The 25,934-nt window shown below is 54.1% G+C and carries 29 protein-coding genes and 3 tRNA genes; 20 read left to right on the forward strand and 12 right to left on the reverse strand.

From position 1 onward, the window contains the following. The first annotated feature begins 122 nt into the window (after positions 1–122). Positions 123–1,670, forward strand: a complete 1,548-nt coding sequence (locus N037_RS18295) for a YjjI family glycine radical enzyme (RefSeq protein ID WP_032642656.1) — start codon at positions 123–125, stop codon at positions 1,668–1,670. Next, positions 1,645–2,505 carry a YjjW family glycine radical enzyme activase gene (locus N037_RS18300; RefSeq protein ID WP_032642657.1) on the forward strand — a complete coding sequence of 287 codons (861 nt, stop codon included), beginning with the start codon at positions 1,645–1,647 and terminating at the stop codon, positions 2,503–2,505. Before N037_RS18295 ends, N037_RS18300 begins: the two co-directional genes overlap by 26 nt. Here the strand turns inward: N037_RS18300 and N037_RS18305 are convergent. The 8 genes from N037_RS18305 to N037_RS18335 form a co-directional block, all read right to left on the reverse strand. Further along, positions 2,500–3,282 carry a TatD family hydrolase gene (locus N037_RS18305; RefSeq protein WP_032642658.1) on the reverse strand — a complete coding sequence of 261 codons (783 nt, stop codon included), beginning with the start codon at positions 3,280–3,282 and terminating at the stop codon, positions 2,500–2,502. The genes N037_RS18300 and N037_RS18305 overlap by 6 nt on opposite strands. Continuing rightward, a complete protein-coding gene (locus tag N037_RS18310; RefSeq protein ID WP_008502074.1) occupies positions 3,279–4,331 on the reverse strand; it encodes a patatin-like phospholipase family protein in 1,053 nt (350 codons plus the stop codon). The genes N037_RS18305 and N037_RS18310 overlap by 4 nt, the downstream gene beginning before the upstream one ends. A gap of 120 nt (positions 4,332–4,451) precedes the next feature. Continuing rightward, positions 4,452–4,613, reverse strand: coding sequence for a DUF1328 domain-containing protein (locus tag N037_RS24320; RefSeq protein ID WP_003856556.1), 162 nt, complete (start codon positions 4,611–4,613; stop codon positions 4,452–4,454). A gap of 127 nt (positions 4,614–4,740) precedes the next feature. Then, entirely contained in the window at positions 4,741–5,358 is a 618-nt protein-coding gene (gene osmY / locus N037_RS18315) for a molecular chaperone OsmY (protein ID WP_023334427.1), read from the reverse strand. A gap of 299 nt (positions 5,359–5,657) precedes the next feature. Further along, entirely contained in the window at positions 5,658–7,247 is a 1,590-nt protein-coding gene (gene prfC / locus N037_RS18320) for a peptide chain release factor 3 (protein ID WP_032642660.1), read from the reverse strand. Between the two features lie 91 nt (positions 7,248–7,338). Further along, a complete protein-coding gene (yjjG, locus tag N037_RS18325) occupies positions 7,339–8,016 on the reverse strand; it encodes a pyrimidine 5'-nucleotidase (RefSeq protein ID WP_032642662.1) in 678 nt (225 codons plus the stop codon). 20 nt (positions 8,017–8,036) lie between these two features. After that, positions 8,037–8,480, reverse strand: a complete 444-nt coding sequence (gene rimI, locus N037_RS18330) for a ribosomal protein S18-alanine N-acetyltransferase (protein WP_023334424.1) — start codon at positions 8,478–8,480, stop codon at positions 8,037–8,039. Beyond that, entirely contained in the window at positions 8,449–8,862 is a 414-nt protein-coding gene (locus tag N037_RS18335) for a DNA polymerase III subunit psi (protein ID WP_029740017.1), read from the reverse strand. Before N037_RS18335 ends, rimI begins: the two co-directional genes overlap by 32 nt. 102 nt (positions 8,863–8,964) lie before the next feature. Between N037_RS18335 and rsmC the strand changes: the two genes are divergently transcribed. The 4 genes from rsmC (at position 8,965) to N037_RS18355 (ending at position 10,488) form a co-directional block, all read left to right on the forward strand. After that, a complete protein-coding gene (rsmC, locus tag N037_RS18340) occupies positions 8,965–9,993 on the forward strand; it encodes a 16S rRNA (guanine(1207)-N(2))-methyltransferase RsmC (RefSeq protein ID WP_032642664.1) in 1,029 nt (342 codons plus the stop codon). 174 nt (positions 9,994–10,167) lie between these two features. Next, positions 10,168–10,254: transfer RNA gene (locus N037_RS18345), tRNA-Leu, on the forward strand. Positions 10,255–10,282: 28 nt separating this feature from the next. Beyond that, a tRNA-Leu gene (locus N037_RS18350) sits at positions 10,283–10,369 on the forward strand. Positions 10,370–10,402: 33 nt separating this feature from the next. Next, a tRNA-Leu gene (locus tag N037_RS18355) sits at positions 10,403–10,488 on the forward strand. 41 nt (positions 10,489–10,529) lie between these two features. On the opposite strand, the gene N037_RS18360 is transcribed toward N037_RS18355, so the two are convergent. After that, complete coding sequence (locus N037_RS18360; RefSeq protein WP_032642666.1) at positions 10,530–10,799, reverse strand: DUF1435 domain-containing protein; 270 nt, start codon at positions 10,797–10,799, stop codon at positions 10,530–10,532. A 214-nt stretch (positions 10,800–11,013) separates the two neighbouring features. On the opposite strand from N037_RS18360, the gene N037_RS18365 reads away from it, so the two are divergent. Both N037_RS18365 and fhuF read left to right on the forward strand, forming a co-directional pair. Continuing rightward, on the forward strand, positions 11,014–12,078 hold the full coding sequence (locus N037_RS18365; RefSeq protein WP_023334420.1) for a GGDEF domain-containing protein: 1,065 nt from the start codon (positions 11,014–11,016) through the stop codon (positions 12,076–12,078). A gap of 95 nt (positions 12,079–12,173) precedes the next feature. Continuing rightward, positions 12,174–12,962, forward strand: a complete 789-nt coding sequence (fhuF, locus tag N037_RS18370) for a siderophore-iron reductase FhuF (protein ID WP_032642668.1) — start codon at positions 12,174–12,176, stop codon at positions 12,960–12,962. 140 nt (positions 12,963–13,102) lie between these two features. On the opposite strand, the gene N037_RS18375 is transcribed toward fhuF, so the two are convergent. Further along, positions 13,103–14,449 (reverse strand): PTS sugar transporter subunit IIC, encoded by a 1,347-nt coding sequence (locus tag N037_RS18375; RefSeq protein WP_023334418.1) that lies wholly within the window; start codon positions 14,447–14,449, stop codon positions 13,103–13,105. A gap of 328 nt (positions 14,450–14,777) precedes the next feature. On the opposite strand from N037_RS18375, the gene N037_RS18380 reads away from it, so the two are divergent. Further along, positions 14,778–15,236, forward strand: coding sequence for a YbaK/EbsC family protein (locus N037_RS18380; protein ID WP_008502085.1), 459 nt, complete (start codon positions 14,778–14,780; stop codon positions 15,234–15,236). Positions 15,237–15,274: 38 nt separating this feature from the next. Here the strand turns inward: N037_RS18380 and bglJ are convergent, their stop codons facing one another. Beyond that, positions 15,275–15,910 carry a DNA-binding transcriptional activator BglJ gene (bglJ, locus tag N037_RS18385; protein ID WP_032642670.1) on the reverse strand — a complete coding sequence of 212 codons (636 nt, stop codon included), beginning with the start codon at positions 15,908–15,910 and terminating at the stop codon, positions 15,275–15,277. After that, positions 15,907–16,644: a helix-turn-helix transcriptional regulator gene (locus tag N037_RS18390; RefSeq protein WP_023334416.1), complete on the reverse strand. Its 738-nt coding sequence runs from the start codon at positions 16,642–16,644 to the stop codon at positions 15,907–15,909. The genes bglJ and N037_RS18390 overlap by 4 nt, the downstream gene beginning before the upstream one ends. 409 nt (positions 16,645–17,053) lie before the next feature. Between N037_RS18390 and N037_RS18395 the strand changes: the two genes are divergently transcribed. The 11 genes from N037_RS18395 (at position 17,054) to N037_RS18445 (ending at position 25,922) form a co-directional block, all read left to right on the forward strand. Beyond that, positions 17,054–17,830, forward strand: coding sequence for a threonine/serine ThrE exporter family protein (locus tag N037_RS18395; protein ID WP_023334415.1), 777 nt, complete (start codon positions 17,054–17,056; stop codon positions 17,828–17,830). Next, the gene (locus tag N037_RS18400) at positions 17,821–18,294 is read left to right on the forward strand and encodes a threonine/serine exporter (protein ID WP_023334414.1); all 474 of its coding nucleotides are present in this window, start codon (positions 17,821–17,823) and stop codon (positions 18,292–18,294) included. Before N037_RS18395 ends, N037_RS18400 begins: the two co-directional genes overlap by 10 nt. A gap of 67 nt (positions 18,295–18,361) precedes the next feature. After that, positions 18,362–19,003, forward strand: coding sequence for a TetR family transcriptional regulator (locus N037_RS18405; RefSeq protein ID WP_023334413.1), 642 nt, complete (start codon positions 18,362–18,364; stop codon positions 19,001–19,003). A 41-nt stretch (positions 19,004–19,044) separates the two neighbouring features. Then, positions 19,045–19,497 carry a MarR family winged helix-turn-helix transcriptional regulator gene (locus N037_RS18410; protein WP_023334412.1) on the forward strand — a complete coding sequence of 151 codons (453 nt, stop codon included), beginning with the start codon at positions 19,045–19,047 and terminating at the stop codon, positions 19,495–19,497. A gap of 83 nt (positions 19,498–19,580) precedes the next feature. Then, the gene (locus N037_RS18415; RefSeq protein ID WP_032642672.1) at positions 19,581–20,009 is read left to right on the forward strand and encodes an organic hydroperoxide resistance protein; all 429 of its coding nucleotides are present in this window, start codon (positions 19,581–19,583) and stop codon (positions 20,007–20,009) included. Between the two features lie 148 nt (positions 20,010–20,157). Beyond that, on the forward strand, positions 20,158–20,703 hold the full coding sequence (gene dnaT / locus N037_RS18420; RefSeq protein WP_032642674.1) for a primosomal protein DnaT: 546 nt from the start codon (positions 20,158–20,160) through the stop codon (positions 20,701–20,703). Beyond that, on the forward strand, positions 20,700–21,437 hold the full coding sequence (dnaC, locus tag N037_RS18425) for a DNA replication protein DnaC (protein WP_023334409.1): 738 nt from the start codon (positions 20,700–20,702) through the stop codon (positions 21,435–21,437). Before dnaT ends, dnaC begins: the two co-directional genes overlap by 4 nt. 84 nt (positions 21,438–21,521) lie before the next feature. Next, positions 21,522–22,004 carry a DUF2501 domain-containing protein gene (locus N037_RS18430; RefSeq protein WP_032642755.1) on the forward strand — a complete coding sequence of 161 codons (483 nt, stop codon included), beginning with the start codon at positions 21,522–21,524 and terminating at the stop codon, positions 22,002–22,004. A gap of 270 nt (positions 22,005–22,274) precedes the next feature. Next, positions 22,275–24,566 (forward strand): phosphatidylglycerol--membrane-oligosaccharide glycerophosphotransferase, encoded by a 2,292-nt coding sequence (gene opgB / locus N037_RS18435; RefSeq protein ID WP_032642756.1) that lies wholly within the window; start codon positions 22,275–22,277, stop codon positions 24,564–24,566. 178 nt (positions 24,567–24,744) lie between these two features. Further along, on the forward strand, positions 24,745–25,383 hold the full coding sequence (locus tag N037_RS18440; RefSeq protein ID WP_032642676.1) for an EAL domain-containing protein: 639 nt from the start codon (positions 24,745–24,747) through the stop codon (positions 25,381–25,383). Then, positions 25,380–25,922 (forward strand): helix-turn-helix transcriptional regulator, encoded by a 543-nt coding sequence (locus tag N037_RS18445; protein WP_023334405.1) that lies wholly within the window; start codon positions 25,380–25,382, stop codon positions 25,920–25,922. The genes N037_RS18440 and N037_RS18445 overlap by 4 nt, the downstream gene beginning before the upstream one ends. The last annotated feature ends 12 nt before the right edge of the window (positions 25,923–25,934 follow it).

A 25,934-nucleotide genomic window follows, 5' to 3' on the forward strand; every position in this document is an offset into this window, starting at 1 on the left:
CTTCAAACTTTAGCGCGTAAATTGTCTACTAAAGCAGCGATACCCCCTGTCGGATCAAAAGCCCCGACAGGCTGGCTTCCTACAATCCGTTCATCATCCGCAGAACACTCAAGGAAGCGAATATGCCCCACTCCAGCCCCGACGCCCTGCAACAACGTTGCCAGCATATTGTGACAAGCCCGGTGTTAACCCCGGAACAAAAACGTCATTTTCTGGCGCTGGAAGCGGAAAACAACCTGCCTTATCCGGCACTTCCTGAGGCCGCGCGAGCCGCGCTGGACGAAGGGTTTATCTGCGACATGTTCGAAGGCCACGCGCCTTACAAACCCCGTTACGTTCTGCCGGATTACGCAAAATTTCTGGCTAACGGTTCAGAATGGCTGGAGCTGGAAGGGGCGAAAGATCTCGACGATGCCCTCTCGCTGTTAACCATCCTCTACCATCATGTTCCGTCCGTCACATCGATGCCGGTCTATCTCGGTCAGCTTGATGCGATCTTAACTCCATATGTTATAATTCTAACACAAGAAGAGATCGATAGCCGAATAAAACGTTTCTGGCGCTATCTCGACCGTACGCTCCCGGATGCGTTTATGCACGCCAATATCGGCCCGGCGGATACGCCCGTCACACGCGCCATTTTGCGTGCCGATGCAGAGCTGAAGCAGGTCGCACCGAATCTGACCTTTATCTACGATTCCGATATCACCCCGGACGACCTGCTGCTCGAGGTGGCAAAAAACATATGTGAATGCAGCAAACCGCATATTTCTAATGGCCCGATGAATGATAAAATTTTCACAAAAGGCCGTTACGGCGTGGTGAGTTGTTACAACTCCCTGCCACTGGCGGGCGGTGGCAGTACGCTGGTGCGCCTTAACCTAAAGGCTATTGCCGAACGCAGCGCATCGGTTGACGACTTCTTCACCCGCACGCTACCGCACTACTGCCAGCAGCAAATTGCCATCATCGACGCCCGCTGCGGTTTCCTGTACGAGCAATCTGGCTTCTTTGAGAATAGCTTCCTGGTAAAAGAGGGGCTGATTGATGCCGATCGGTTTGTGCCAATGTTTGGCATGTACGGCCTGGCGGAAGCGGTAAACGTGCTCTGTGAGAAAGCAGGCATTGCAGGGCGTTACGGCAAAGATGAGCAGGCCAACGCGCTGGGCTATCGCATCAGCGAACAGCTAGCGGCGTTTGTGGAAAACACGCCGGTGAAGCACGGCTGGAAGCACCGCGCGATGCTGCACGCGCAGTCGGGGATCAGTTCCGATTCGGGCACCACGCCGGGCGCGCGTCTGCCCTACGGCGACGAGCCGGATCCCATCAGCCATCTGCTGGCCGTTGCACCGCACCACAGACATTATCACTCCGGAATCAGCGATATTCTCACCCTGGAGGAGACGGTTAAACGCAACCCGCAGGCGGTGGTTCAGCTTTGCCTGGGCGCGTTCAGGGCGGGAATGCGTGAATTTACCGCCAACGTAGCGGGTAACGATCTGGTCCGCGTGACCGGCTACATGGTTCGCTTGTCGGATCTGGAGAAATACCGGGAAGCCGGATCGCGCACCAATACCACGTGGCTGGGCGAAGAGGCCGCGCGCAATACCCGTATTCTCGAACGTCAACCGCGCGTGATTAGCCATGAACAGCAGATGCGCTTTAGTTAGTCAGGTCATTCCTTTTTCCTGCGTGGACGGGCCGGGCAGCCGCCTGGCGCTGTTCCTGCAGGGCTGCAACCTGCGCTGTAAAACCTGCCACAACCCGTGGACGATTGGCCGCTGCAACGACTGCGGGGACTGTGTGCCCCACTGCCCACACGACGCGCTGACTATTCAGGCCGGACGCGTCTGGTGGCAGGAGAGTGACTGCCAGCAGTGCGACACCTGCCTGCACCTGTGCCGGCAGCAGGCAACGCCTATGGCGCACCGCTTCAGCCTGGACGAGATCCTCACTCAGGTCCGCAAATCCGCACCGTTTATCGAAGGGATCACCGTGAGCGGCGGCGAAGCCACAACGCAGCTGCCGTTTTTAGTGACGCTATTCTCAGCGATCAAAGCCGATCCTGCCCTGCGTCACCTGACCTGTCTGGTAGACAGCAACGGTATGTTAAGCGAAACGGGCTGGCAAAAGCTGCTGCCGGTACTGGATGGCGCGATGCTGGATCTGAAGGCGTGGGGGAACGAGCATCACCGCTTCCTGACCGGGCGCGAGAACCCGCAGATTAAGCAGAGCATCCGCTGGCTGGCAGATCGTCGCCGTTTGACGGAACTCCGCTTATTGGTCATCCCAGAGCAATGTGATTACCTGGAACATCTCAAGCCGCTAACGACCTTTATCCACGGGCTTGGAAATGTGCCGGTGCGCATCAACGCGTTTCATGCGCATGGCGTCTACGGTGAGGCGGCGTCATGGCGCAGCGCCACGCCCGAGGACGTTGAACCGCTGGCGCAGGCGCTGGAAAAACAGAAGATAACGGTGATCCGCCCGGCGCTTTACCTATAGCGTGATGCCAAATACCGAACGGGTATTTTCAAGCAGCGCACCGGCAATCACCTCTTCAGGCTCCTTTCGCAGTTCACACAAGGTGGTAAACACGCGCGCCGCCTGTTCCGGACGATTCGGCTGGCCCTGAAAACCATTCAGCGGCATATCGGGGGCATCGGTTTCCAGCAGAAGCGCCGACAGCGGCAGCTGGGCCATCACGTCCCGGGTTTTACTGGCGCGCGGATAGGTGATGGTGCCCCCGACGCCGATTTTATAGCCTAGCTCAATAAAACGCTGCGCCTGCTGCAGGCTACCGGAGAAACCGTGCACAACGCCCCTGCGAGGCAGATCGATGCGTTTCAGGTGCATCGCCAGCTTATCGTGCGTACGTCTTGAGTGGAGGATCACCGGCAGATCGTGGCGCTTCGCCAGCCTGAGCTGCGCGTCGAGTATCGTCTGCTGGCGCTCAAACTGCGGATCCTCGCGATAAAGATCGAGGCCGATCTCACCGATGGCGACAAGTTTGTCTCCTGCGGTCTGCACTGCCTCATCAAGCCTTTCAATGTGCTCATCAAGATGCCGCTCAATCACAATCGGATGCAGGCCGAGCGCGGCATAGAGCGCGGGGTGTCGCATAGAAAGATCCAGCACCCGGGAAAAATAGGCCGCTTCCACTGCCGGCACAATGATGGCCTGAACGCCTGCCTCAGCCGCTTTCGCAATACTTTGCGCTTCATCTCCCGTAAACGGCGGGAAATCAAAGTGACAGTGCGTATCAACAAAGCGGTGCGTCACGCCAGATCCTCGTTATCCAGTAAAGCGTCATTTGCCTGCGGAATATCCACCAGCGGCACCGTCAGGGCGTCGTTGGCAACAATCGCAGGCGGCGTAATAATGCGTTTATGTCGATGAAGCGGCGGTTGCTCCGCCAGCATTTTCCCCACCGTCGCCAGGAAGTAACGCCCGCACAGCCGCCCCGTTTTGTAATCCATGCGCAGCGCAGGAACGCGGCTACCCAGCGCCATGCTCAGCAGCGGCTTAGGCGGATAAATTTCAAAAATACGCAGCTTACCCGGTGGTTTTTCAATGAAACGCTGCATCGCACCGTAGGTGGTTTCATGCTGCTTCGCGATATTCACCAGCGGCTGCAGGCTGCTATCGCCCAACCAGCGCTCCATCCGCTTAAACCACTGCGGGGTGTAATACATTTGCGACGGCACGGTACGGATCACCACAATGGTTTTCGCCCCGCGCCGGGCGGCTTCCTGCACCGGCACCGCGTCACTGATCCCCCCGTCCAGATAGCTAATGCCGTCCAGCAGGGCGCCGGTACGATAAAAGCCGGGGATCGCGCTGGAGGCGCGGATGATGTCCAGCCAGTTCTCCTTCTGAGGAGAAAAATAGCCCGGCGAATAATCATCGCCCCGGCTGGCACACATCCAGAACTCTTTGCCGCTATCAAACAGACGGGCAGCGGTATCCATGGCAAGCGGCATCTGGCTGGAGGTCGACTCCAGCAGCCAGTCGAGATCGATCAGGTTGCCGCCGCGCACAAAGCGCACCGGGTTAAAAAATTCTTTCGCCGTGGTGTAGCGCATAATGACCTTTCGCGCGTATCCGGGCTGGTTACAGACATAGGCAGAGAGGTTCTGCGCCCCGGCAGAGGTGCCGAAGTAAAGATCAAACGGGTTGAACTGCGCGCGCATAAATTCATCCAGCACGCCGGCGGTGAAAATGCCGCGCTGTCCTCCACCTTCGCAGACCAGCGCGAGTTGACCTGCGCGAAACGGCTTTAACGTCAGCGGCGCAATATTGCCGAGCGTAACGGGAATTCGTTGCCCCACCTCTGCTTTCCTGTTTTGATTATTTTATAACACCACAGTAACGCACCCGGCCTGTTACGCAAATAAGAAAAAGCCAGTCGCAGTGACTGGCTTTATTTTGTTGAAGGAATATTGCGTTTGCTACGGACGTCTGCGACCCGTAAACAGGCTGACCAGGAACAGAATAATACCGACAACGAAGACAATTTTAGCTGCCCATGCCGCTGTACCTGCCAGTCCACCAAAGCCCAATGCGGCGGCAATTAACGCGATAACCAGAAATATAATGCCCCAACGAAACATAAGCTTCTCCTTTACCATAGTTAATGTCGGCCGCTAAACGTGAGCGCTCAGGTCACTCACCGGCGTTTTTCCAGAGTCGTTCTTATTTCGCCCGCTGGAGTCAGCCAGACGGGCGAATGGTCCAGATTTACTTCGTTTTAAGATCGTTTTTAACGCTTTTCACACCGTCAATCGCTTTCGCGATGGACTCGGCACGTTCACTTTGTGCCTGCGAATCTACCGTACCGGAGAGCTGAACCACACCATCGGTGGTTTCTACTTTCACCTTGCGGGATGGCACGATGTCATCTGCTAAAAGTTTAGCTTTGATTTCGCTGGTGGTCGCAGCATCACCGGCATAACCTTTCACCGACGCGTTTTTGGCGTCACGTACGTGCAGCTTATCGCTGACGGAGGCAACACCTTCGACGCCCTTCGCCACTTTCACCGCCTGTTCGGCCTGAGCCTGGCTTTCCACAAAGCCGCTCAGCGTGACCACTTTCTTGTCGGTCTTAACGGAAATATCGGTACTTTTGATGGATTCATCATCCACCAGTGCGGCTTTCACTTTTGCTGTGATTGAGCTGTCATCCATGAAGTTGCCGACTTTATTCATAGAGCTATCGATTTTTTGCCCTGCGCTATCGGCCGTGGACTGTGCTTTATCCATGGTGCTGCTTTCCGCCAGAGCAGAGCCGCTCACCAGAACGCTACCCAGGGTTACAGCCAGCAGAGTTTTCGAAATCTTCAGTCTTGTCATATTCATCGATCTATTCCTGTGTTGACCCGTTATTCGGGCTACATACTTCCTTAGTAGTTTTATATATTGCGAATAAACACACGGGCAAAATGGATAACCTAAAGTCATGCATTGAACAGTTAATTTATCCACGCCCGGTGTTAAACACTGAGTTAAATATAGATCACTCTCACAGAGCCGCTTTCAGAATTGGGTAAAAAACGCGCGAATAGCGTGAAATTGCGTTGAATTAAGAACATTCCGCAAGGGATTAATAAGACAGGAATTAAAGAAGAGCACGGCGGCAGCCGTGCTCTGAGAGGGGATTAGTGCTCGCGGGTTTTACGGAACTGAACGTCAGGATAACGTTCCTGCGTCAGGTTCAGGTTCACCATGGTTGGTGCGATATAGGTCAGGTTATCGCCGCCATCCAGCGCCAGCTGAATTTCGTTCTTACGCTTAAATTCTTCGAATTTCTTCACGTCAGAACACTCAACCCAGCGCGCGGTCGCGACGTTCACAGACTCGTAAATCGCTTCCACGTTGTACTCACTCTTCAGACGGGCAACAACCACGTCGAACTGCAGCACACCGACTGCGCCCACGATCAGATCGTTGTTCGCGATTGGGCGGAACACCTGCACGGCGCCCTCTTCGGAGAGCTGAACCAGGCCTTTCAGCAGCTGTTTCTGCTTCAGCGGGTCGCGCAGACGGATACGACGGAACAGCTCCGGTGCGAAGTTCGGAATACCGGTGAACTTCATCATTTCGCCCTGGGTGAAGGTATCGCCGATCTGAATCGTACCGTGGTTGTGCAGACCGATGATGTCGCCCGGATACGCCTCTTCAACGTGCGAACGATCGCCCGCCATAAAGGTCAGCGCGTCGGAAATCACCACGTCTTTACCGGTACGCACCTGGCGCAGCTTCATGCCCTTTTCATACTTACCGGACACCACGCGCATAAAGGCCACGCGGTCGCGGTGTTTCGGGTCCATGTTGGCCTGAATTTTGAAGACGAATCCGGTGAATTTCTCTTCTTTTGCTTCCACTTCACGGGTGTCGGTTTTACGCGGCATCGGGCGCGGCGCCCACTCCACCAGACCGTCCAGCATGTGGTCAACGCCGAAGTTACCCAGCGCGGTACCGAAGAAGACCGGGGTGATTTCACCGCTCAGGAACAGCGCTTTGTCGAACTCATGAGACGCGCCCTTCACCAGCTCCAGCTCGTCGCGCAGCTGCGCGGCCAGCTCTTCGCCGACTGCCACGTCCAGCTCAGGGTTATCCAGGCCTTTCACCACGCGAACGTCCTGAATGGTGTGGCCTTTACCGGTCTGATACAGATAGGTTTCGTCTTTATAGAGGTGATACACCCCTTTGAACAGCTTACCGCAGCCAATTGGCCAGGTGATTGGCGCACAGGCGATTTTCAGCTCGCTTTCCACTTCGTCCATCACTTCCATCGGGTCACGGATGTCACGGTCGAGTTTGTTCATAAAGGTGAGGATCGGCGTATCGCGCAGACGGGTAACTTCCATCAGCTTACGGGTCCGGTCTTCTACACCTTTCGCGGCGTCGATCACCATCAGACAGCAGTCCACCGCCGTCAGGGTACGGTAGGTATCTTCGGAGAAGTCTTCGTGGCCCGGGGTGTCCAGCAGGTTCACCAGGCAGTCGTGATACGGGAACTGCATCACGGAGGTGGTAATCGAAATACCACGCTGCTTTTCCATCTCCATCCAGTCAGATTTTGCATGCTGGCTGGAGCCACGGCCTTTAACGGTACCCGCAGTCTGGATCGCCTGTCCGAACAGCAACACCTTCTCGGTGATGGTCGTTTTACCGGCATCCGGGTGCGAGATAATGGCAAAAGTGCGGCGCTTGGCCACCTCTTGCAGATAAGGAGACAACGTCATAATTAAATCTTCTTTTATAAGCGCGGCAGCACGCCACGCATCATGGAATACAAAATTGCGGCTATTTTACCCATCAATGGGGGGCAGGCAATCATTGTTTACACAGGAGTTGCTCCAGTTCGTTCAACGACGTCACGGTCCAGGTCGGCTCGATGCCTTCAGGCTTCACGCGGCCATGCGCGTTGAGCCAGACAGTCGACAGACCGGCATTCATGCCGCCCAGGATATCTGACTCTGCCGTATCACCCACCATCAGGACGCGATCGCGGTCAGGATTACCGGACTGCGACAGCGCATAATCGAAAATACGCGGATCCGGTTTAGGTACACCCACCTCTTCGGAGATCACCAGCGTGTCGAAATGATCGCGCAGGCCGGTGCGCTCGAGGCGGATCTGCTGCAGGGCGGTAAAACCGTTGGTGATGATCCCCAGCTTCACCTTGCCTTTCAACGCATTCAGCAGGGAAACCGCCCCCGGCAGTGGCGCACAGATATCGGCCATCGCGTTCAGGAACGCCTCGTTCAGCGTCCCCGGACTGACCTTTAAGCGTTCCGCCCAGACGTCAAAGCGCTGGTGCTGAAGCTGTAACGCGGTGATGGCACCGTTCTGGTAATCCACCCACAGCGGCTTGTTTACCGCCTGATAGTCCTGAAAATCTTCAGCGGTGAAGGTCACGCTATAGTCGAGAAACATCCGCTGTAGTCCGCCGAACGAATCGAACGTAAACAGCGTTTCGTCGGCATCAAAGAAAATCCAGTCCCATTTCATCGTTACAACCTTATTTTTTATTATCCAATCGGCAGAGCCATTATGATGGCGTCTTCACGTCCCTCTGCGGTGGGGTAGTAGTTACGGCGGATTGTCGCCTCGTTAAAGCCTAAGCTTTCATAGAGCGCGATGGCGGCGACATTCGACGCGCGCACCTCCAGCCACAGGGTGAAAACGTCACGGGTTTCGAGCTCACGGATGAGGTGCTCGAGAAGTTCTCTTCCCAGCCCACGGCGCTGGAACGCGGGATCAACCGCGATATTAAACAGCGTCGCTTCATCAAGAACAACCTGCGTGATCGCGAAGGCGGCCATGGTGCCGTCAACGTCCAGGCGGTAGTTCAGATACCGTTCACCCTGATTGCTGGCGAAGGTTTTTTCGCTCCACGGAAAGGCGTGGGCGCGTGTTTCAATCGCAAACGCGGTGGTCAGGTCAGGCGTCGTGAGGGAAGAAATCGTGTTCATATTCGCAGATTTGTTGCCATAGCGCGCTGCGCGCTTTTGGGTTGGCTTTCAGTTCGTCCAGCGCTGGCGTGCAGATCTGGCTCCCCTGGAGGGGGATCTCGTTTGTCTCTCCGATACGCCAGCTGTTACAGCGGCTATCAGGAGGAAGCATCGCGACACGCTCTGGCGTCAGCTGTAAAACCTGGTCGGCCGTCATCTTCAGGCTGCGAAGGACATCATCGATCAGGGGTTCATTCAGGGCAGGCAGTTCTTCCGCCACCATCACCAGGCGTACGTGCGCAGGGATGGAAATGGCGATTTCGCCCTGCAACGCCGTCGGGCGACGCAAAGCCCACTGGGTAATGCCCAGCTGCTGCAACTGCCAGTCTCGTCGGGATGTCATAGGGAAAACTCCTGTCTCTCAGGCGCGCAAATATAGCAAATGTGTCGAAAGTGCGCCATCTACCTACTATAATCCCCGCCTGAGTTTATTGAGGAACAATTCATGTCTGCATTTACCCCGGCAAGTGAAGTCTTGCTGCGTCACAGTGATGATTTCGAAGAAAGCCGTATTCTGTTTGCCGGAGATATGCAGGATGACCTGCCTGCGCGTTTCGACTGTGCTGAAAGCCGTGCCCACACCCAATACTACCACCACTGGCAGGTGCTGAGCCGCCAGATGGGCGAGCGCGCGCGCTTTAGCCTGGTGGCGGAGCAGAGCGATATCGCCGACTGCGATACGCTGATTTACTACTGGCCGAAGAACAAACCGGAAGCCCAGTTCCAGCTGATGAACCTGCTCTCCCTGCTGCCGGTCGGCTGCGATATTTTCGTGGTGGGTGAGAACCGCAGCGGCGTGCGTAGCGCTGAACAGATGCTGGAAGGCTACGCGCCGCTGAATAAAGTCGACAGCGCTCGCCGCTGTGGTCTGTACCATGGCCGTCTGGAAAAACAGACAACGTTTGATGCACAGGCTTACTGGGACGAGTACCAGCTTGACGGCCAGACCATCAAAACCCTGCCGGGCGTGTTCAGCCGTGACGCGCTGGATACGGGCAGCAAGCTGCTGCTCTCCACCCTGACGCCGCACACCAAAGGCAAAGTGCTGGACGTGGGCTGCGGCGCGGGCGTGCTTTCTACCGTGCTCGCCAGCCATTCACCAAAAGTGCGCTTAACCTTGTGTGATGTCAGCGCCCCGGCGGTAGAAGCCAGCCGCGCAACGCTTGCTGCAAACGGCATTGAAGGCGAGGTGATCGCCAGCAACGTCTTCTCTGACGTCACCGGTCGCTTCGACATGATCATCTCCAACCCGCCGTTCCACGACGGCATGGAGACCAGCCTGGAAGCCGCGCAAACGCTGATCCGTGGCGCAACCCGTCACCTCAACAGCGGCGGCGAGCTGCGTATCGTTGCGAACGCCTTCCTGGCGTATCCGAAAGTGCTGGACGAAACCTTCGGTTTCCATGAAGTGATCGCCCAGACCGGCCGCTTTAAGGTCTACCGTACCGTAATGACGCGTCAGGCGAAGAAATAATTCGCCATGCAATGCTTGCCGGGTAAGCGCCAGCGCCATCCGGCAAGCAGGCGTCCCCGTTCCGGCCATTTTTGCAGCAATCAATAAAAGGCGCGCACTTTTCTGTTGACGTAAAGCTGAAAACATCTAGAATGCGCCTCCGTGGTTACGATACTTTTACAGTATCGATGGTATGCGAAGGTGGCGGAATTGGTAGACGCGCTAGCTTCAGGTGTTAGTGTCCTTACGGATGTGGGGGTTCGAGTCCCCCCCCTCGCACCATAAATCACAATGATATTGCTCGCACTGGGCGAAGGTGGCGGAATTGGTAGACGCGCTAGCTTCAGGTGTTAGTGTCCTTACGGATGTGGGGGTTCGAGTCCCCCCCCTCGCACCAACGAGGCGATATCAACAATAGTAAGATGACTGTGCGAAGGTGGCGGAATTGGTAGACGCGCTAGCTTCAGGTGTTAGTGTCCTTAGGATGTGGGGGTTCGAGTCCCCCCCCTCGCACCAATTATCTTGCATCCCTTCTGAAGTTCCTCTTGTTTTCCCTGTTATTTCAAGCTCATCAGTATCACCAGAATTCCACTGACCAGTGCTACACAGGATGGCAGTAAAACAAAGTGGCGCAGCTGCTTATGCCAGATCATGCCTGACGTGACTAACAGTCCTGACACAATGATCGTTTTCCAGGTATCAAGGGAGAGATCGGCAAACATCAACCCGCCGAGAATGGCTCCCGGTAGCAATACCCCCCAACCACTTCCCAGCGCCCTGTTCAACATGATCTGCCCTCTCACAACGATAATGATAACCAATATCATATGACATAGATTATCATTTGTCATCTGAATGAATCAAAATCCATCGACCTTTACCTTTCCCGTAATGACAGGAATTGCCTAAGGTGATAAATTGCACACCTGTTAACAACACCTAAAGATTTTCTGATAATTACTCTTTGAGTTTTTTGCATGTTTTATTGCGAAACAGCACCTACTTATTTGTTTTAATTAAATTTTAATAAAACGCACGACTATGACATCACAATCCTGGCGGTCTTTGGTTCACAGAAAATATCAATTGTCGTTACGTTTATTTTTATTTCTGAACGCAACCTCGGCAGTGTTCTCGGTAACAAATCCGCTCAATTCTGTACGCCTGTTATCTGCCCCACTTATTGCTATTTTCTCCATCAGCACCGGCCTGTTCGTCTGGCACTGGAGAAAGCGCGCGCGGAAGATAAATATTCCTGCCGTTTCAGGGATCTTCGGTATTTTATGGGCGTGGCAAATCGTGTCGAAATTCGCCTTAATTACCCACGACCATGCGACATATTTGTTAATCGCCCTATTAACGGTGCTTTTTATCGGAACGCTGGCATTCGCCAGTAATATCAAAGCATTTACGCTGCACTCATTGCCCACCTTTATTGTCTGCTTGTGGCTAGGCGATCACGATATATGGCTGAGAATGACCTATTCTTTCGCACTTCCTGTGGTGGCAATCGCTATTCATAACATTTTGCAAAGACGTAACGATCGTTTCGCTCAGGAATTGCTCTCTCGCCTGCTGGAAGAGCGAGAAACCCTGACCGATCTCAGCATGATGGACCCGCTTACCGGGCTTTATAATCGTCGCGGTCTGCAAAGCCGTCTGGAGAACCTGCCGACGGTAGAAAATGGCGAGCACTTTGTCCTGCTGATGGATATCGACCACTTTAAAGCCTATAACGACCATTACGGCCATATGATGGGCGACCAGGCATTGAAACGCGTCTCTGCGGCCATCCGCGACGCCGTGCGTTCTCGCGATATTGTGGCGCGTTTTGGCGGGGAAGAGTTTATGGTGCTGCTGACCAATATTTCACTCGAACATGCTCGCCTGACGGCCGAGCGGATCCGCCAGAAAGTCTACGATTTGAAAATCCCGCATCTGTTTAACGAGAGCGTCGCGACAAACGTCACCATCAGCATTGGTATTGCCATTTTCGAGGATGAAGATGTGGAAGGCGCGCTGGAAAAAGCGGACAAAGCCCTCTACGAAGCAAAGCATATGGGGCGTAATAACATTCTGTTGAGTGAAGAGCTTCAGACGGCGTAAACAATACGGCGATGTCACCAGGACAAAAGTCTTGCCATTGGTATGAGCAATAGTTAGGATTGGCAATCATTATCATTTAGATTTCTATCTATACTATGGCCACGCATACCGCACACATCGTCGAACCCTTACTCTGGCGAGCGCCCCTCACCAGCGGGGATGCTTCGCTTGCGGATGCCATACGAGATAAAATTGCGGAGACGCGCGCCCACCTGCTGGACTTTATCCGGCTTGATGAAGCGCACCCGAACCATGCTATGACGCTCTCAGAGTGGCGACAGCCGGCAAAACTGCGATCGCTGCTGGCCACCTACTCTAACCATATCTATCGCAATCAGCCTACCCTTACGCGGGAAAATAAACCTCTGCTCTCACTCTGGGCACAGTGGTATATCGGGCTGATGGTGCCTCCTCTCATGCTGGCGCTGTTAACGCAAAAGAGCATGCTGGAACTCTCGCCGGATAATTTCCACGTCGAGTTTCACGAAACCGGGCGTGCAGCCTGCTTCTGGATCGATCTTCACGAAGACCAGAGCGCGGAACGCCTGACGGCTCAGGAACGTATGGAGCGGCTTATCACGCAGGCCCTGATCCCGGTCGTGGACGCGCTTGAAGCGACGGGAGAGATTAACGGGAAGCTTATCTGGAGCAATACCGGCTATTTAATCCACTGGTATTTAACGGAAATGAAGCCTCTGCTTGGTGATGAGAACGTTGACGCCCTCCGTCAGTCCTGTTTCTTTGCAAAACAGCTTTCCGATGGCCGTGACAACCCGTTATTCCGTACCGTCGTGCTCCGTGATGGGCTTCTGGTTCGCCGCACCTGCTGCCAGCGCTACCGCCTGCCGGACGTTAAGCAGTGCGGGGATTGCACGCTGAAGTAATGCAATGAATTGCCCGGTGGCGCTTCGCTTACCGGGCCTACAAAAACAGGCCCGGCCTGATGCCTTCACCCTGACCCTCTCCCACAGTAAGAGGGAACAAACACTAAAAACGGCAACATGCGTTGCCGTTTTGGTTTTACCTAGGCCACCTGCTGATTGTCCTCTTCCGCGTTACGCTGCGCTTCTTCCGCTTCCTGCTCCAGCAGCTGCTTCTCGTACACTTTGAAGAACGGGTAGTAGATGATTGCCGATACGCAGGCCAGAACCACAACCAGAATAGCCGCGCGGAAATCCCAGCCCAGAGCCCACGCTGCGCCTATCGGCGCCGGTGCCGTCCAGGGGACCACAGAGATGACGCGGCCAATCAGGTCAAACGTCATCGCCGCCCAGGCCAGCACGGCATTTACCATCGGTGCCAGCAGGAACGGAATAAAGAACACCGGGTTCATCACAATCGGCGTACCGAAAATGACGGGTTCGTTGATATTAAAGAAGCTGGGGACCACGCTCAAACGCCCGATAGAACGTAAATGCGCTGAACGGCTACGCAGATAACAAATCACCAGCCCCATCGTGGCGCCCGACCCGCCAATCACGATAAAGAACGTCCAGAACGCTTCCATAAAGATATGCGGCAGAGGCTGGCTGGCGGCCAGCGCGGTCTGGTTAGCGCCAAGGTTAGTCAGCCAGAACATCTGCAGCATCCCTGAGACGATGGCGGCGCCGTGGATCCCGGCGAACCATAGCAGATGGCCAATCAACACGGCCAGCAGGATCGCAGGCAGGGAATCCGCTGCGGAAACCAGCGGTTTAAAGACCGACATAATGGCCTGTGGGATCAGCATGCCAAACTGAGACTGAATGACCAGGCTCAGAGGATAGAGCGTTAACACCACTACCAGCACCGGGATCAGCAGATCAAAAGAGTTTTTGATCATCGGAGGAACCTGGTCTGGCAGGCGAATACCGATGTTATGCGCCTTGAGGAAACGCATCATCTCAACGCAGTAGATCGCCACCAGAATCGCGGTAAAAATCCCCGTTCCACCCAGGCTGTCGACGGGAAGCGAGCCTTTGGTTTTCGGTGCCGCAACCAGCAGAAACGCCATCAGCGACAGCATGGCGCACATGAACGGATCTAGCTGGTGCGATTTAACATAGTGTTTGCCAAGGTTATAGGCAATGGCCGCACAGATATAAATGGACATAATGCCCATCGTCATATCAAACGGCGTCAGGATCTGGCCTTCAAACTGCTTCGCCATATCCAGCCAGGCGCGGGCGAAACCCCAGGTGGTATCAGGCGAAAAAGGTGGGTAAGCGAACACTAATAAAAATGAACCCACAATCATAAATGGCATCGCGGAGATGAACCCATCACGAATAGCCATGACGTGACGCTGGGAAGAGATCCGCCCGGCAATTGGGCTCACGTAATTTTCAACGAAACGGAATATCAGGTTAAACGCAGCATGGTTGGCAGACATGGCAGATCTCCTGTCAGACGTTTGTTACGGGCACTTTCGCGCCGCACGTGGTTCCATTAATCAACTTCACAACCTTGCTGGCTTGTGTACCAGTGGTACTGCTCAGACGAAATGGTTTCATAATTTGCTCTTATTATTGGATACAGGGGACGTTACGTACTCAGTATTAATCGACGCAACACGGTCTGCAACCGGTTACTGTAACCGGTTTCTGTGATTGTGAAGAGGATCCAGAAATCAGCCGTTCGGGATATTTGTTACGTAAGAGATATTTACACAGCATAAATTCTTATGACAGATTACGCAGGATATTTGTCAGGAGGAAACAATGAGTTTGCAGTCTGTACAGCAGTTTTTTGCCGACAACGCGCCGGATATCGACGTAATTGAACTTAGCCAGAGTACCGCTACCGTTGCGTTGGCTGCTGCCGCCCATCGTGTTGAACCGGGACAAATCGCCAAGACCTTGTCTTTAAAGGTGAAAAATGAGGTGATTCTGGTGGTAGCGAAAGGCGATGCGCGTCTGGATAACAAAAAGCTGAAAGACACGTTTGGTGCGAAAGCGCGCATGCTCAGCAGTGATGAAGTGGTGACCATCACCGGTCATCCCGTTGGCGGCGTGTGCCCGTTCGGGCTGGAAAACCCGCTCGCGGTTTACTGCGATATTTCATTAAAGCAGTACGCCGAAGTCCTGCCCGCCGCAGGTGCAATTCATAGTGCCGTGCGTATTTCACCTGACAGAATGGCAGAGCTGACTTCTGCAAAGTGGGTTGATGTTTGCATCTGATTGATGCGCCAGAACCTGTCTGGCGCGCAACGGACAGGTTATAAAAAGGTCGGCTTGCTGAGTGCCAAACTTCGCGGTTCTCTTGCCGGAAGGTGAGTAATAATATCCGCCGCATCGAGCAACCCGACGTCAGAATTCACCCCCAGCTTCACCATCGCATTAAACTTATGCGCCCGGATGGTCTTAATATTACGTTCAAGCTGCGCCGCAATTTGAGGAATAGAATAGCCGCAAGACATATAACGCAATATTGCCCGTTCCGTTGGGCTTAACATTCTGTTTTGACTCCGGTACCAGTGATTCATCATATTGTCATTGATGCGCACCGTTTCACTCAACAACACCATGAGTTTCTGCTGCAGGTGCTCAAGCATCAGCGATTTACTGACCACACCGTGAAGGCGTGACGGCGAAAGGTGGCTAATTAGCCGTGCTTCCGTCTCATCAGCGACCAGGATAATGCGCTGAATATGACCATGCGAAAATGCGAGATCCCGCAGGTGTGCCAGACAGTTACGACGTTCTTCTCGCGCATCGGAAAGTGAATAGATTAGCGAGAAAAAATTGACGTGCTGAAGTGCTTTCTTAAAGCTGTCAAATTCGCTAAACAGATGCAGCTGATAATGATTCAGGCCGGGCAGCGCAAAAAGATGCTGTAGCCCAACAGCACTCATCGTGCAATTTTCGACGATGGCGATATGTCTTGTTGAATCGGTTTTTTCCATTCCTCGAACTCTCCATAGGCTGACATCAAACTCAGCTCTCTCATTCCCTGCGTACTGTTGATCCAGGCGTACATATCGGCATTACTGCGTAATGACAGCCGTCGCATCGCACTGTTTTTCTGCGCACTAATGGTTTTATTGCTCTTCTTGAGCAATGTGGCGATTTGGTTAATCCCCCATCCTTTACCTAACAGACGCAGGACCTTACGTTCGGAGTGCGTGAGCTCGATAACGTGTTCGTTTTCATCCTCCGTACTTTGAGGTTCCGGGGTTAACAACGTCTGGCTTATTCGCTCTGCCCGCTCGCTCCCTGCCCGAATAGCGTTAACCACGCCTTCAATAGGCTCCATATCAGACAGCAAGGTACTTTCCGGGCGCATAAGTAACTCAACCGCAATAGGGTAAAGCGGCCGCGAGACTAAAAAGATCCAGTGAATGTCCCGATATTGATTCAATAAACCGTAGTACTCTTCGAGGGTGCCCCGGGGATTTCGGTATTCGCCTGAAATATCAGCAATAATGACGTCTGCGCGGCGTAACTGGAGCAGCGTTAACTCCTGCAGTGAGCGGCAATAGGTCAATTCAAAATCCGGGAAATGGCATGCCATCACGCCCCCTAACCCGTTTTGCATCACGGGTATCCGGCTAATGACAACGCCGTGCTTACCATGCAATGACAACATAGACCCTCCGTGTCCATTCTTCATTTGATGAGTAACATTAAAACGCATCAATGTATGAGTATTTTCGTCCCTGAGTGTAAAACTGATTAATACAAGCAGAAGATGAGATATGTTCTTTGTTTAAGAAATGCCTAAAACAGCCGTAATATCTCATAAAGCGCAAATAAGTTTAATTGCGGAGCCATTAAAATAACGACAATATAAAATTAGAATAACTAAATACAAATATTCTATATTTTCATATTAATAATTCACCGCATTGATAAATTGAGTCAACGTCCCTTTCGCGATACGGGTGAGACTGTTTGCATAAACCTTGATCTGGCCCACAGCAAGAGGCACTGCACTTTGTGCTAAAAGTAATCACTATCGGCCAACCGGCAACTTTCCATCTTCTTCAGGACAATACATGCAGGCAGATCGGTCAACGCAGCGTGCTATCACGCGGCTATGTATTCAGTGCGGTCTTTTTCTGCTCCAGCACGGCGCGGAAAGCGCGCTGGTTGAGGAGCTTTCCACCCGGCTGGGTGTGGCGCTGGGTATGGATAGCGTGGAAAGCGCGATCTCATCCAACGCCATTGTGCTGACCACGATCAAAGACGGTCAGTGCCTGACCTCCACCCGCAAAAACCATGACCGCGGCATTAACATGCACGTCGTGACCGAAGTGCAGCACATCGTGATCCTTGCTGAACACAAGCTTCTCGATCTCCATGAAATTGAAAAACGGTTCAACCAAATTAAGCCGTTACGTTATCCGCGCTGGCTTGTCGTGTTGATGGTAGGGCTGTCGTGCGCCTGCTTTTGTAAGCTCAATAAAGGCGGCTGGGACGGTGCCATCGTCACCTTTTTTGCCAGCAGCATCGCCATGTATGTTCGCCAGCTGCTGACGCACCGGCAGCTGCATCCGCAAATTAACTTCTGCATTACCGCGTTTGTCGCCACTACGGTTTCCGGTCTGCTTCTGCGCCTGCCGCAGTTTGCTAACACCCCGACGATTGCCATGGCCGCCAGCGTGCTTCTGCTGGTCCCGGGCTTTCCGTTGATCAACGCCGTCGCCGATATGTTTAAAGGACACATCAATACCGGTCTGGCGCGCTGGGCTATCGCCAGCCTGCTGACGCTGGCGACCTGCATCGGCGTGGTTATGGCTATGACACTCTGGGGGTTACGCGGATGGGCGTAATAGATTTTCTGCTGGCGCTGGCGCAGGACATGCTTCTGGCCGCCATTCCTGCCGTCGGCTTTGCGATGGTATTTAACGTTCCGCAACGCGCGCTGCCGTGGTGTGCGCTGCTGGGGGCGATTGGCCATGGCTCGCGAATGATGATGATGACCGCGGGTTTTAACATCGAATGGTCAACATTCATGGCGTCCATGCTGGTCGGCAGTATCGGCATCCAGTGGTCGCGCTGGTATCTGGCGCATCCCAAAGTGTTCACCGTCGCCGCCGTGATCCCGATGTTTCCGGGCATATCTGCGTATACGGCGATGATTTCCGCGGTGAAAATCAGCCATTTTGGCTACACCGAGCCTCAGATGATCCTCCTCCTGAGCAACTTTCTTAAGGCGTCGTCCATCGTCGGTGCGCTCTCTATCGGGCTGTCGATCCCCGGACTGTGGCTGTACCGCAAACGCCCACGCGTTTGATATTTGTGTTATTTCGCTGCCATGGAGATAATCCTTCTGGTCCGTTTGGTGAAAATAAGGAAAGGATGTGGCTAACCCTGGCAGCGAACACCCCGAGCACGGCGAAGAATCCAGCCTGAAAGAGAAAATTTTTCAGAGCGCCATCGCGCTTTTTGCCGAGTATGGACTGAATGGTGCCCGTATGGAGCAGATCGCGGAGAAAGCGGGTACCACCAAACGCATGGTGGTTTACCATTTTAAGAATAAAGAGAACCTCTATCTCCTGGTACTGGAACATGTTTACACCCAGATTCGCGCCAGTGAAAAAGCGCTAAGCCTGGCGGGAATGCCCCCTGTCGAAGCGCTGGTCGACCTGGTTGAAGCCACCTTTGACTATCATGCCGACCATCCCGACTACATTCGGATTATCTGCATGGAAAACATGCAGCGTGGTCGCTTTATGCAGCAGTCGAGCTATCTTCGCCAGGTCAACCGCAGCGCGCTCGACCTGCTGGAGGAGATCCTGCGCCGGGGCAAAGAAAAACAGCTCTTCAGCCAGACGGTTGACGCCCGCGATCTTCACCGCCTGATAAGCAGCTTCAGCTTTCACTACGTTGCCAACAGCTACACCTTCACGCTCCTGTTTGAAGACGGTGCGGACGAACAGGCTCAGCGCCAGCACTATCGCAAAATGGCCGTTCAGGTAGCGCTCCGCTACACCTGCCCATAAAATTGCTTGCAATTAAATTGTGCACTATCTATATTCATTTCATGAACGCGAAAACGAACGACGCAACCGCTGCGCTCAAGCTGGATAACCAGCTCTGCTTTGCCCTCTATTCGGCAAACCTGGCGCTCAATAAGCTGTACCGGCAACTGCTGGCACCGCTGAACCTGACCTACCCGCAATACCTGGTGATGCTGGTGCTGTGGGAGCAGGATGACATGACGGTGTCGGACATCGGCGAACGGCTGTTTCTGGACTCTGCGACCCTGACGCCGCTGTTGAAACGGCTGGAAAGTGCCGGGTTAATCAACCGTCACCGTTCGCGCCGGGACGAACGTCAGGTCGCCGTCACCCTGAGCGAAGCGGGACGTGAACTGCAGCAGCAGGCATTGGGTATCCCCCATGCGGTGGGTTGCGCAGCGCAGTGTGATACCGACACCCTGCTGGCGCTCAAACAGCAGCTCGAACTTTTGCGACAGCAGCTACACCGGGCGTAAGGCTATACTTTACGCGTGATTAATACCCATATACATCGCACGCTATTTAATAGCGCACACTTAAGCAAGATGAGGAACCTGCCATGTCTTTAGAAAAAGTTGTTTATACCGCCAAAGCCAAAGCAACCGGTGGCCGTGACGGTCGTGCCACCTCTTCCGATGGCGTACTGGACGTAAAACTGGGCGTGCCAAAAGAGATGGGCGGCATGGGGGGAGAAGTAACGAACCCTGAGCAGCTGTTTGCTGCCGGCTACTCTGCCTGCTTCCTGGGCGCGATGAAGTTTGTGGCGGCGCGCGACAAATTCATCCTGCCAAAAGAGGCCTTTATTGAAGGTGAAGTGGGTATTGGCCCGCTGCCAACCGGTTTTGGTATCGAAGCGAAACTGAACATCCACGTTGAGGGTATGGATCCTACGGAAGCCAAAAAGCTGGTCGATGCGGCACACATTGTTTGCCCGTACTCTAACGCGACCCGCGGCAACATCGACGTGACCCTGAATATCATCGCGTGATAAATGCCTGATGGCGCTGCGCTTATCAGGCCTACGACTGTAGCCCCGGTAAGCGCAACGCCGCCGGGGAAATCCCCTCCTTCCCTTTCCCCTCTCTGTGCTACCATAACCCCATATCACGCCCGTAGTAATCAGTAGAGTAAGCGTTATGTCCTCCAGAATTCTGACCACCAGCATTGCTGGCATTGATGCCTTTATGCGCGACCCACGCGGGGTGTTGACCCACGCCGAAGGCGGCACGGTTGCGGTTTTTGCCGACAACGCGCCGGCGTTTTACGCAATCACGCCGGAACGTCTGGCACAGCTTCTGGAGATCGAAGCGCAACTGTCACGCCCGGCGAGCGATGTCGCGCTGGACAACCAGTTCTTTGATGAACCGGTCAACGTCCCCGCGACCATTCCGATGGGGAAATTTGCCCTGTACGCGGGCTGGCAGCCGGATGCGGATTTTCAGCGGCAGGCGGCGCTGTGGGGCATAGCGTTAACCCAACCGGCCACCGCGGAAGAGCTTGCCGCGTTTACCGCCTGGTGGCAGGCGGAAGGTAAAGTCTTTACCCACATTCAGTGGCAGCAAAAGCTTGCGCGTCATCTTCAAATTACCCGCGCCGGCAACAACGGCCAGCCCAAACGCGATATCAACGCGTTTTCAGAACCGGATAAACAGATCCCCAGCGGATTCCGAGGTGCGAAATGAAGAACGTCGGCGACCTGATGAAACGTCTGCAAAAAATGATGCCTGCCAACGTGAAGCCCGCTTTCACCACGGGTGAAGAGCTGCTGGCGTGGCAAAAAGAGCAAGGTGAGATCCGCGCCGCCGCGCTCGCCAGGGAAAACCGGGCGATGAAAATGCAGCGCACCTTTAACCGCTCCGGTATCCGTCCCCTGCACCAGAACTGCTCGTTCGATAACTATAAAGTCGAAACCAACGGGCAGATGAACGCCCTTGCGGCCGCCCGTCAATACGTGGATGAATTCGATGGCAATATCGCCAGCTTCATCTTTAGCGGCAAGCCGGGCACCGGAAAAAACCACCTGGCAGCCGCCATCTGCAACGAGCTGCTTCTGCGGGGTAAATCGGTGCTTATCATCACCGTGGCCGATATCATGTCCGCGATGAAAGACACCTTCAGCAACCGCGAAACCAGCGAAGAACAGCTGCTTAACGATCTGAGCAATGTGGATTTACTGGTCATCGACGAGATTGGCGTTCAGACGGAATCCCGCTATGAAAAAGTGATCATCAACCAGATTGTCGATCGCCGCTCTTCGTCCAAGCGCCCCACCGGCATGCTGACGAACCACAATATCGACGAGATGACCCGCCTGCTGGGGGAACGCGTCATGGATCGCATGAAGCTGGGTAACAGCCTGTATGTCATCTTCGACTGGGAAAGTTACCGCAGCCGCGTCACCGGCAAAGAGTATTAAGACAGTTCCAGGAATCGCCGGTCGGGTACAGGTATATACTGGAACCCCATCCGCCCCAAAACGGACCTTTTTGAGAGAGCCATGATGAAAAAACAGTTTTTAATCAGCACCTTTTTAGGCGCGCTGCTGGTGACCGGCGCAGCGCAAGCGGCGTCCTGGCAGGAATCCCTGTCAAGCGCGGCAAATGAGCTGAGCAAAGAGAGCAGCAGCTCTCAGGGTGGACTTTCCGCCTCTTCCCTCACCAGCCTGCTGGGCAACAGCTCCCAGAGCCTCAGCGCGGGCACGATGAACAACGCGGCGGGGATTCTGGAATATTGCGCGAAGCAAAAGCTGGCCTCCGTGACCGACGCGCAAAACGTGAAAAACCAGGTGCTGGGTAAACTGGGTCTGGATACCCAGGAGCAGAAGGCGGACACCAACTATATGGACGGCATTCAGGGCCTGCTTAACGCGCAAAACGGCCAGCAGCTGAACCTGAGTACCCTCGGCAACTCTTCTCTGGCAAAACAGGTGAAAACCAAAGCCTGCGATCTGGTGCTGAAACAAGGCGTTAATTTCCTCTCCTGATCCATCCCATTTTCTGCCACAACACGCCGCGTTTAATGCGATAGTCTTGCAGCGCGGCGCTAAACGAGCGTTTTTCCTGGTTGCCACCGTCTCAGCGTCCGTTTGTCAGGATGTGTCCATCTTCATAAAAACGATTTTCTAAACCAAATCCTAACAACAGCACACTTTCGTGACACTAAAATTGCAGCTGAACGACATCGCAATTACATTGTATCACCCAAAAAATAAACAGTTAGCCAGCGAACCATCTGGCGTTTTGAGGATATGCTGTTGTCTGAATTCCTGTCTCTTATCCTTTTTCTGGCTTCTGTCGGCGTTTACGCCTGGAAAGCCGGCCGTCACACCTGGTGGTTTATCGCCACGCTGGTGGTGCTCGGCATTTTTATTATTTTAAACATTACCTTATACGCCAGCGATTACTTTACCGGTGACGGTATTAACGATGCGGTGCTCTACACGCTGACGAACAGCCTGACGGGCGCGGGTGTGGGCAAGTACATTCTTCCGGGGCTCGGCATTATTGTCGCGCTGGTGACGATTTTTGGCGCGCTGGCCTGGGTGCTGCGCCGCCGCCGCCATCTTCCGCACCATCATGGCTACAGCCTGCTGGCGTTATTCCTGGCGCTGGCCTCCGTCGACGCCAGTCCGGCGTTCCATCAGATCACCGAGCTGGTGAAATCCCAGTCGCGCGACGGCGATCCTGATTTTGTGGCTTACTACAAAGAACCGTCAAAAACGATCGCCAACCCGAAGCTCAACCTGGTCTACATCTACGGTGAAAGCCTGGAACGCACGTACTTTGATAACGATGCCTTCCCGAACCTGACGCCAGACCTGGGTGCGCTGAAAAATGAAGGTCTTGATTTCAGCCACACCATGCAGCTGCCCGGCACGGATTATACGATTGCCGGGATGGTTGCCTCCCAGTGCGGTATCCCGCTGTTCGCGCCTTTTGAAGGTAACGCCTCAGCCTCAATGTCGACGTTCTTCCCGCAGAATATTTGCCTCGGCGATATCCTGAAAAACTCCGGCTACGAAAACTATTTTATGCAGGGGGCAAACCTGCGCTTTGCCGGAAAAGACGTGTTCCTGAAATCCCACGGTTTTGACCACCTGTATGGCTCAGAAGAGTTAAAAACGACGGTTGCCGATCCGAGCTATCGTAACGACTGGGGCTTCTATGACGATACGGTACTCGACGAAACGTGGAAGAAATTCGAGGAGCTTTCCCGCGCGGGCAAGCGCTTCTCCCTCTTTGCGCTGACGGTGGACACCCACCACCCGGACGGGTTCGTCTCGCGTAGCTGCAAGCGAAAAAGCTATGACGTTGACGGCAAAAACAACAAGTCTTTCAGCGCCGTTACCTGCAGCCAGGAGCACATTGCCGCGCTGGTCGAGAAAATCAAAGCCTCGCCCTGGTTCAAAAACACCGTCATCGTCGTCTCGTCTGACCATCTGGCGATGAAAAACAGCGCCTGGGATCAGCTCAACAAGCAGGATCGCAGCAATCTGTTCTTCGTCCTGCGAGGCGATCAGCCGCAGCAGGAGGTGATTGCCACCAAACGCAACTCCATGGATAACGGCGCAACCGTGCTGGACATTCTGGGCGGCGACAACTTTATTGGCCTGGGCCGCAGCACGCTGTCGGGGCAATCCCTGTCGGAAGTGTTCCTCAACATGAAGGAAAAAATCCTCGCCTGGAAGCCAGACATCATCCGCCTCTGGAACTTCCCGAAAGAGATGAAGGACTTCACCGTCAATCGGGATAAAAACACGATTGCCTTCTCGGGCAGCAACTTCCGTCTGCCGCTGCTGGTGCGCGTGTCGGAGGGGCGCGTTGAGCCGCTGCCGGAAAGCGAGTACTCCGCGCCGCTGCGCTATCAGCTGGCCGATTTTGCGCCACGCGATAATTTCGTCTGGATTGACCGGTGCTACAAAATGGGCCAGCTCTGGTCGCAGCCACTGGCGCTTTCTACCGACTGGTGCGTCTCTCAGGGGCAGCTTGGCGGGGAGCAAACCGTGCAGCACGTGGATAAAGCCCAGTGGAAAGGCAAAACCGCGTTTAAAGATACGGTGATTGATACCGCACGCTATCAGCGTAACGTCGACATGCTGAAAATCGTCGATAACGATATTCGCTATAAGGCAGACAGCTTTATCTTTAACGTGGCCGGCGCGCCGGAAGAAGTGAAGCAGTTTAGCGGCATCTCGCGGCCGGAGTCCTGGGGGCGATGGTCCAACGCGCAGCTGGGCAACGAGGTGAAAATTGAGTACGCCCATCCCCTGCCGGAACGGTTCGACCTGGTGATCACCGCCAGAGCGTATGGCCCTAACGCTAACAAGCCCGTACCAGTGCGCGTGGGCGATCGGGAGCAGACGCTGACGCTCGGGAACGATGTGTCCACGCACACGCTGCATTTTGACAACCCATCGCGCAGCAATACGCTGGTGATTGTGCCGCCAGAACCGCAGTCGACGAATGAAGGGAATATCCTTGGACACTCACCGCGCGAGATCGGGATTGGCATGGTCGAAATCAAAATCGTCGGTACGCAAGGCTAACGCGCAAGTGCCCGGCATTCTGCCGGGCACTTGTGAAATAAATAATTCTATAAAATCATTATAAATTAGACAAAAACACTTTATATAAGCCAGTTTAATTTATAAATATCCCACAAAAAGACAAATCCATAACATGTGCAGCTCCATAAGTTACCACGGAGCATTACGCACTTTTATCATGCTAACCGGCTATAAGTTCGAATCCATCCGGGCACTGCGCAGCGAAAATGTGATTGCCTGGGAGGTATTGTCCACGGCAAAGCCCCACGTCGATCTTGAAGACTATTTTAGCGCGATGTCCTCGACGCAGCGTAAGGCGCACTTCTTTGCGCAGCTTCGTCATGCCATGTATTGCGAGGCGGGCGACAAGTATTATCTCAACGCAACATCGGATTTGCTGCTGGAAACGGACTTCCTCGACAGGCTAAAAGAAGAGACCCCCTGCCCGGAGAGGCTTGCTATCGAGGTCACCGACCTCCATACGCTGGTACAGCTCGACGACACGCAAAGCCGGGCTCTGCGGATATGCATCGCGACGCTCCATCAGTGGGGGATCGAAGTGTGGGCTGACGATGTCTGCGAAGACATTCTTCCCGATCTTCTGACCAGCCAGATCCGCTTCTGCGGCGTCAAAATAGATAAACATACCTTCTGGAGCGGACGCATCGAGCAGGCGAAGTTCCTGCATCTCACCCGCCAGTGCAAGCGCGTCGCCAGCAAGGTGCTGATAGAAGGCATCGAAACCGCAGGGGATTTCGCGCTGGCCCGTGCCAGCGTGGCCGACTACGGCCAGGGCTATCTGTGGGGCAAAAAATGACGCCCTTCATTCCTAATGCTGGCTATCAGGTCATCGTTCTGAGCGGCAATGCGTTTTTATGGCTTGGCCTCCAGTCGATGATTTCGATGGCTGTTACACCCCGTCCTGAGATGTATTGGATCAACAGCGTTGATCCGCAAGGGCTTACCCTCCTTCAGGAACGGCTGCACAGCGCGTCCGTCGCACAGAACTGGCTGATTTTTACGGATGCGGCCTGGGTCAGCGACATTAACGCCTGGCTGCGCAGCGAGCGGGTCAAAGTGGTGGCGGACAACCTGTCTCTTGCACAGCTGAGCCGCTGCTTTAGCGACACGACATTTTCCTTCGAAAACGCCGCCACGCTCTCGTATCAGGAGATGCGGGTTTGCATGCTGTTACATAAAGGATTCAGCCCGGTTCGTATCGCAAAAATTCTCAATAAGTCACCTAAAACGATCTACACCCACAAGCGTAACGCGATGAACAAATTTTGCTGTCACAGCCTGGCGGAATTCCATCGAAAACTCTGCCTGCTGGACGCTCAGTCATTCTCTTTGTAATTGCATTGTTAC

This window comes from Enterobacter sp. EGD-HP1, from assembly GCF_000733275.2.
Lineage (GTDB): Bacteria > Pseudomonadota > Gammaproteobacteria > Enterobacterales > Enterobacteriaceae > Enterobacter.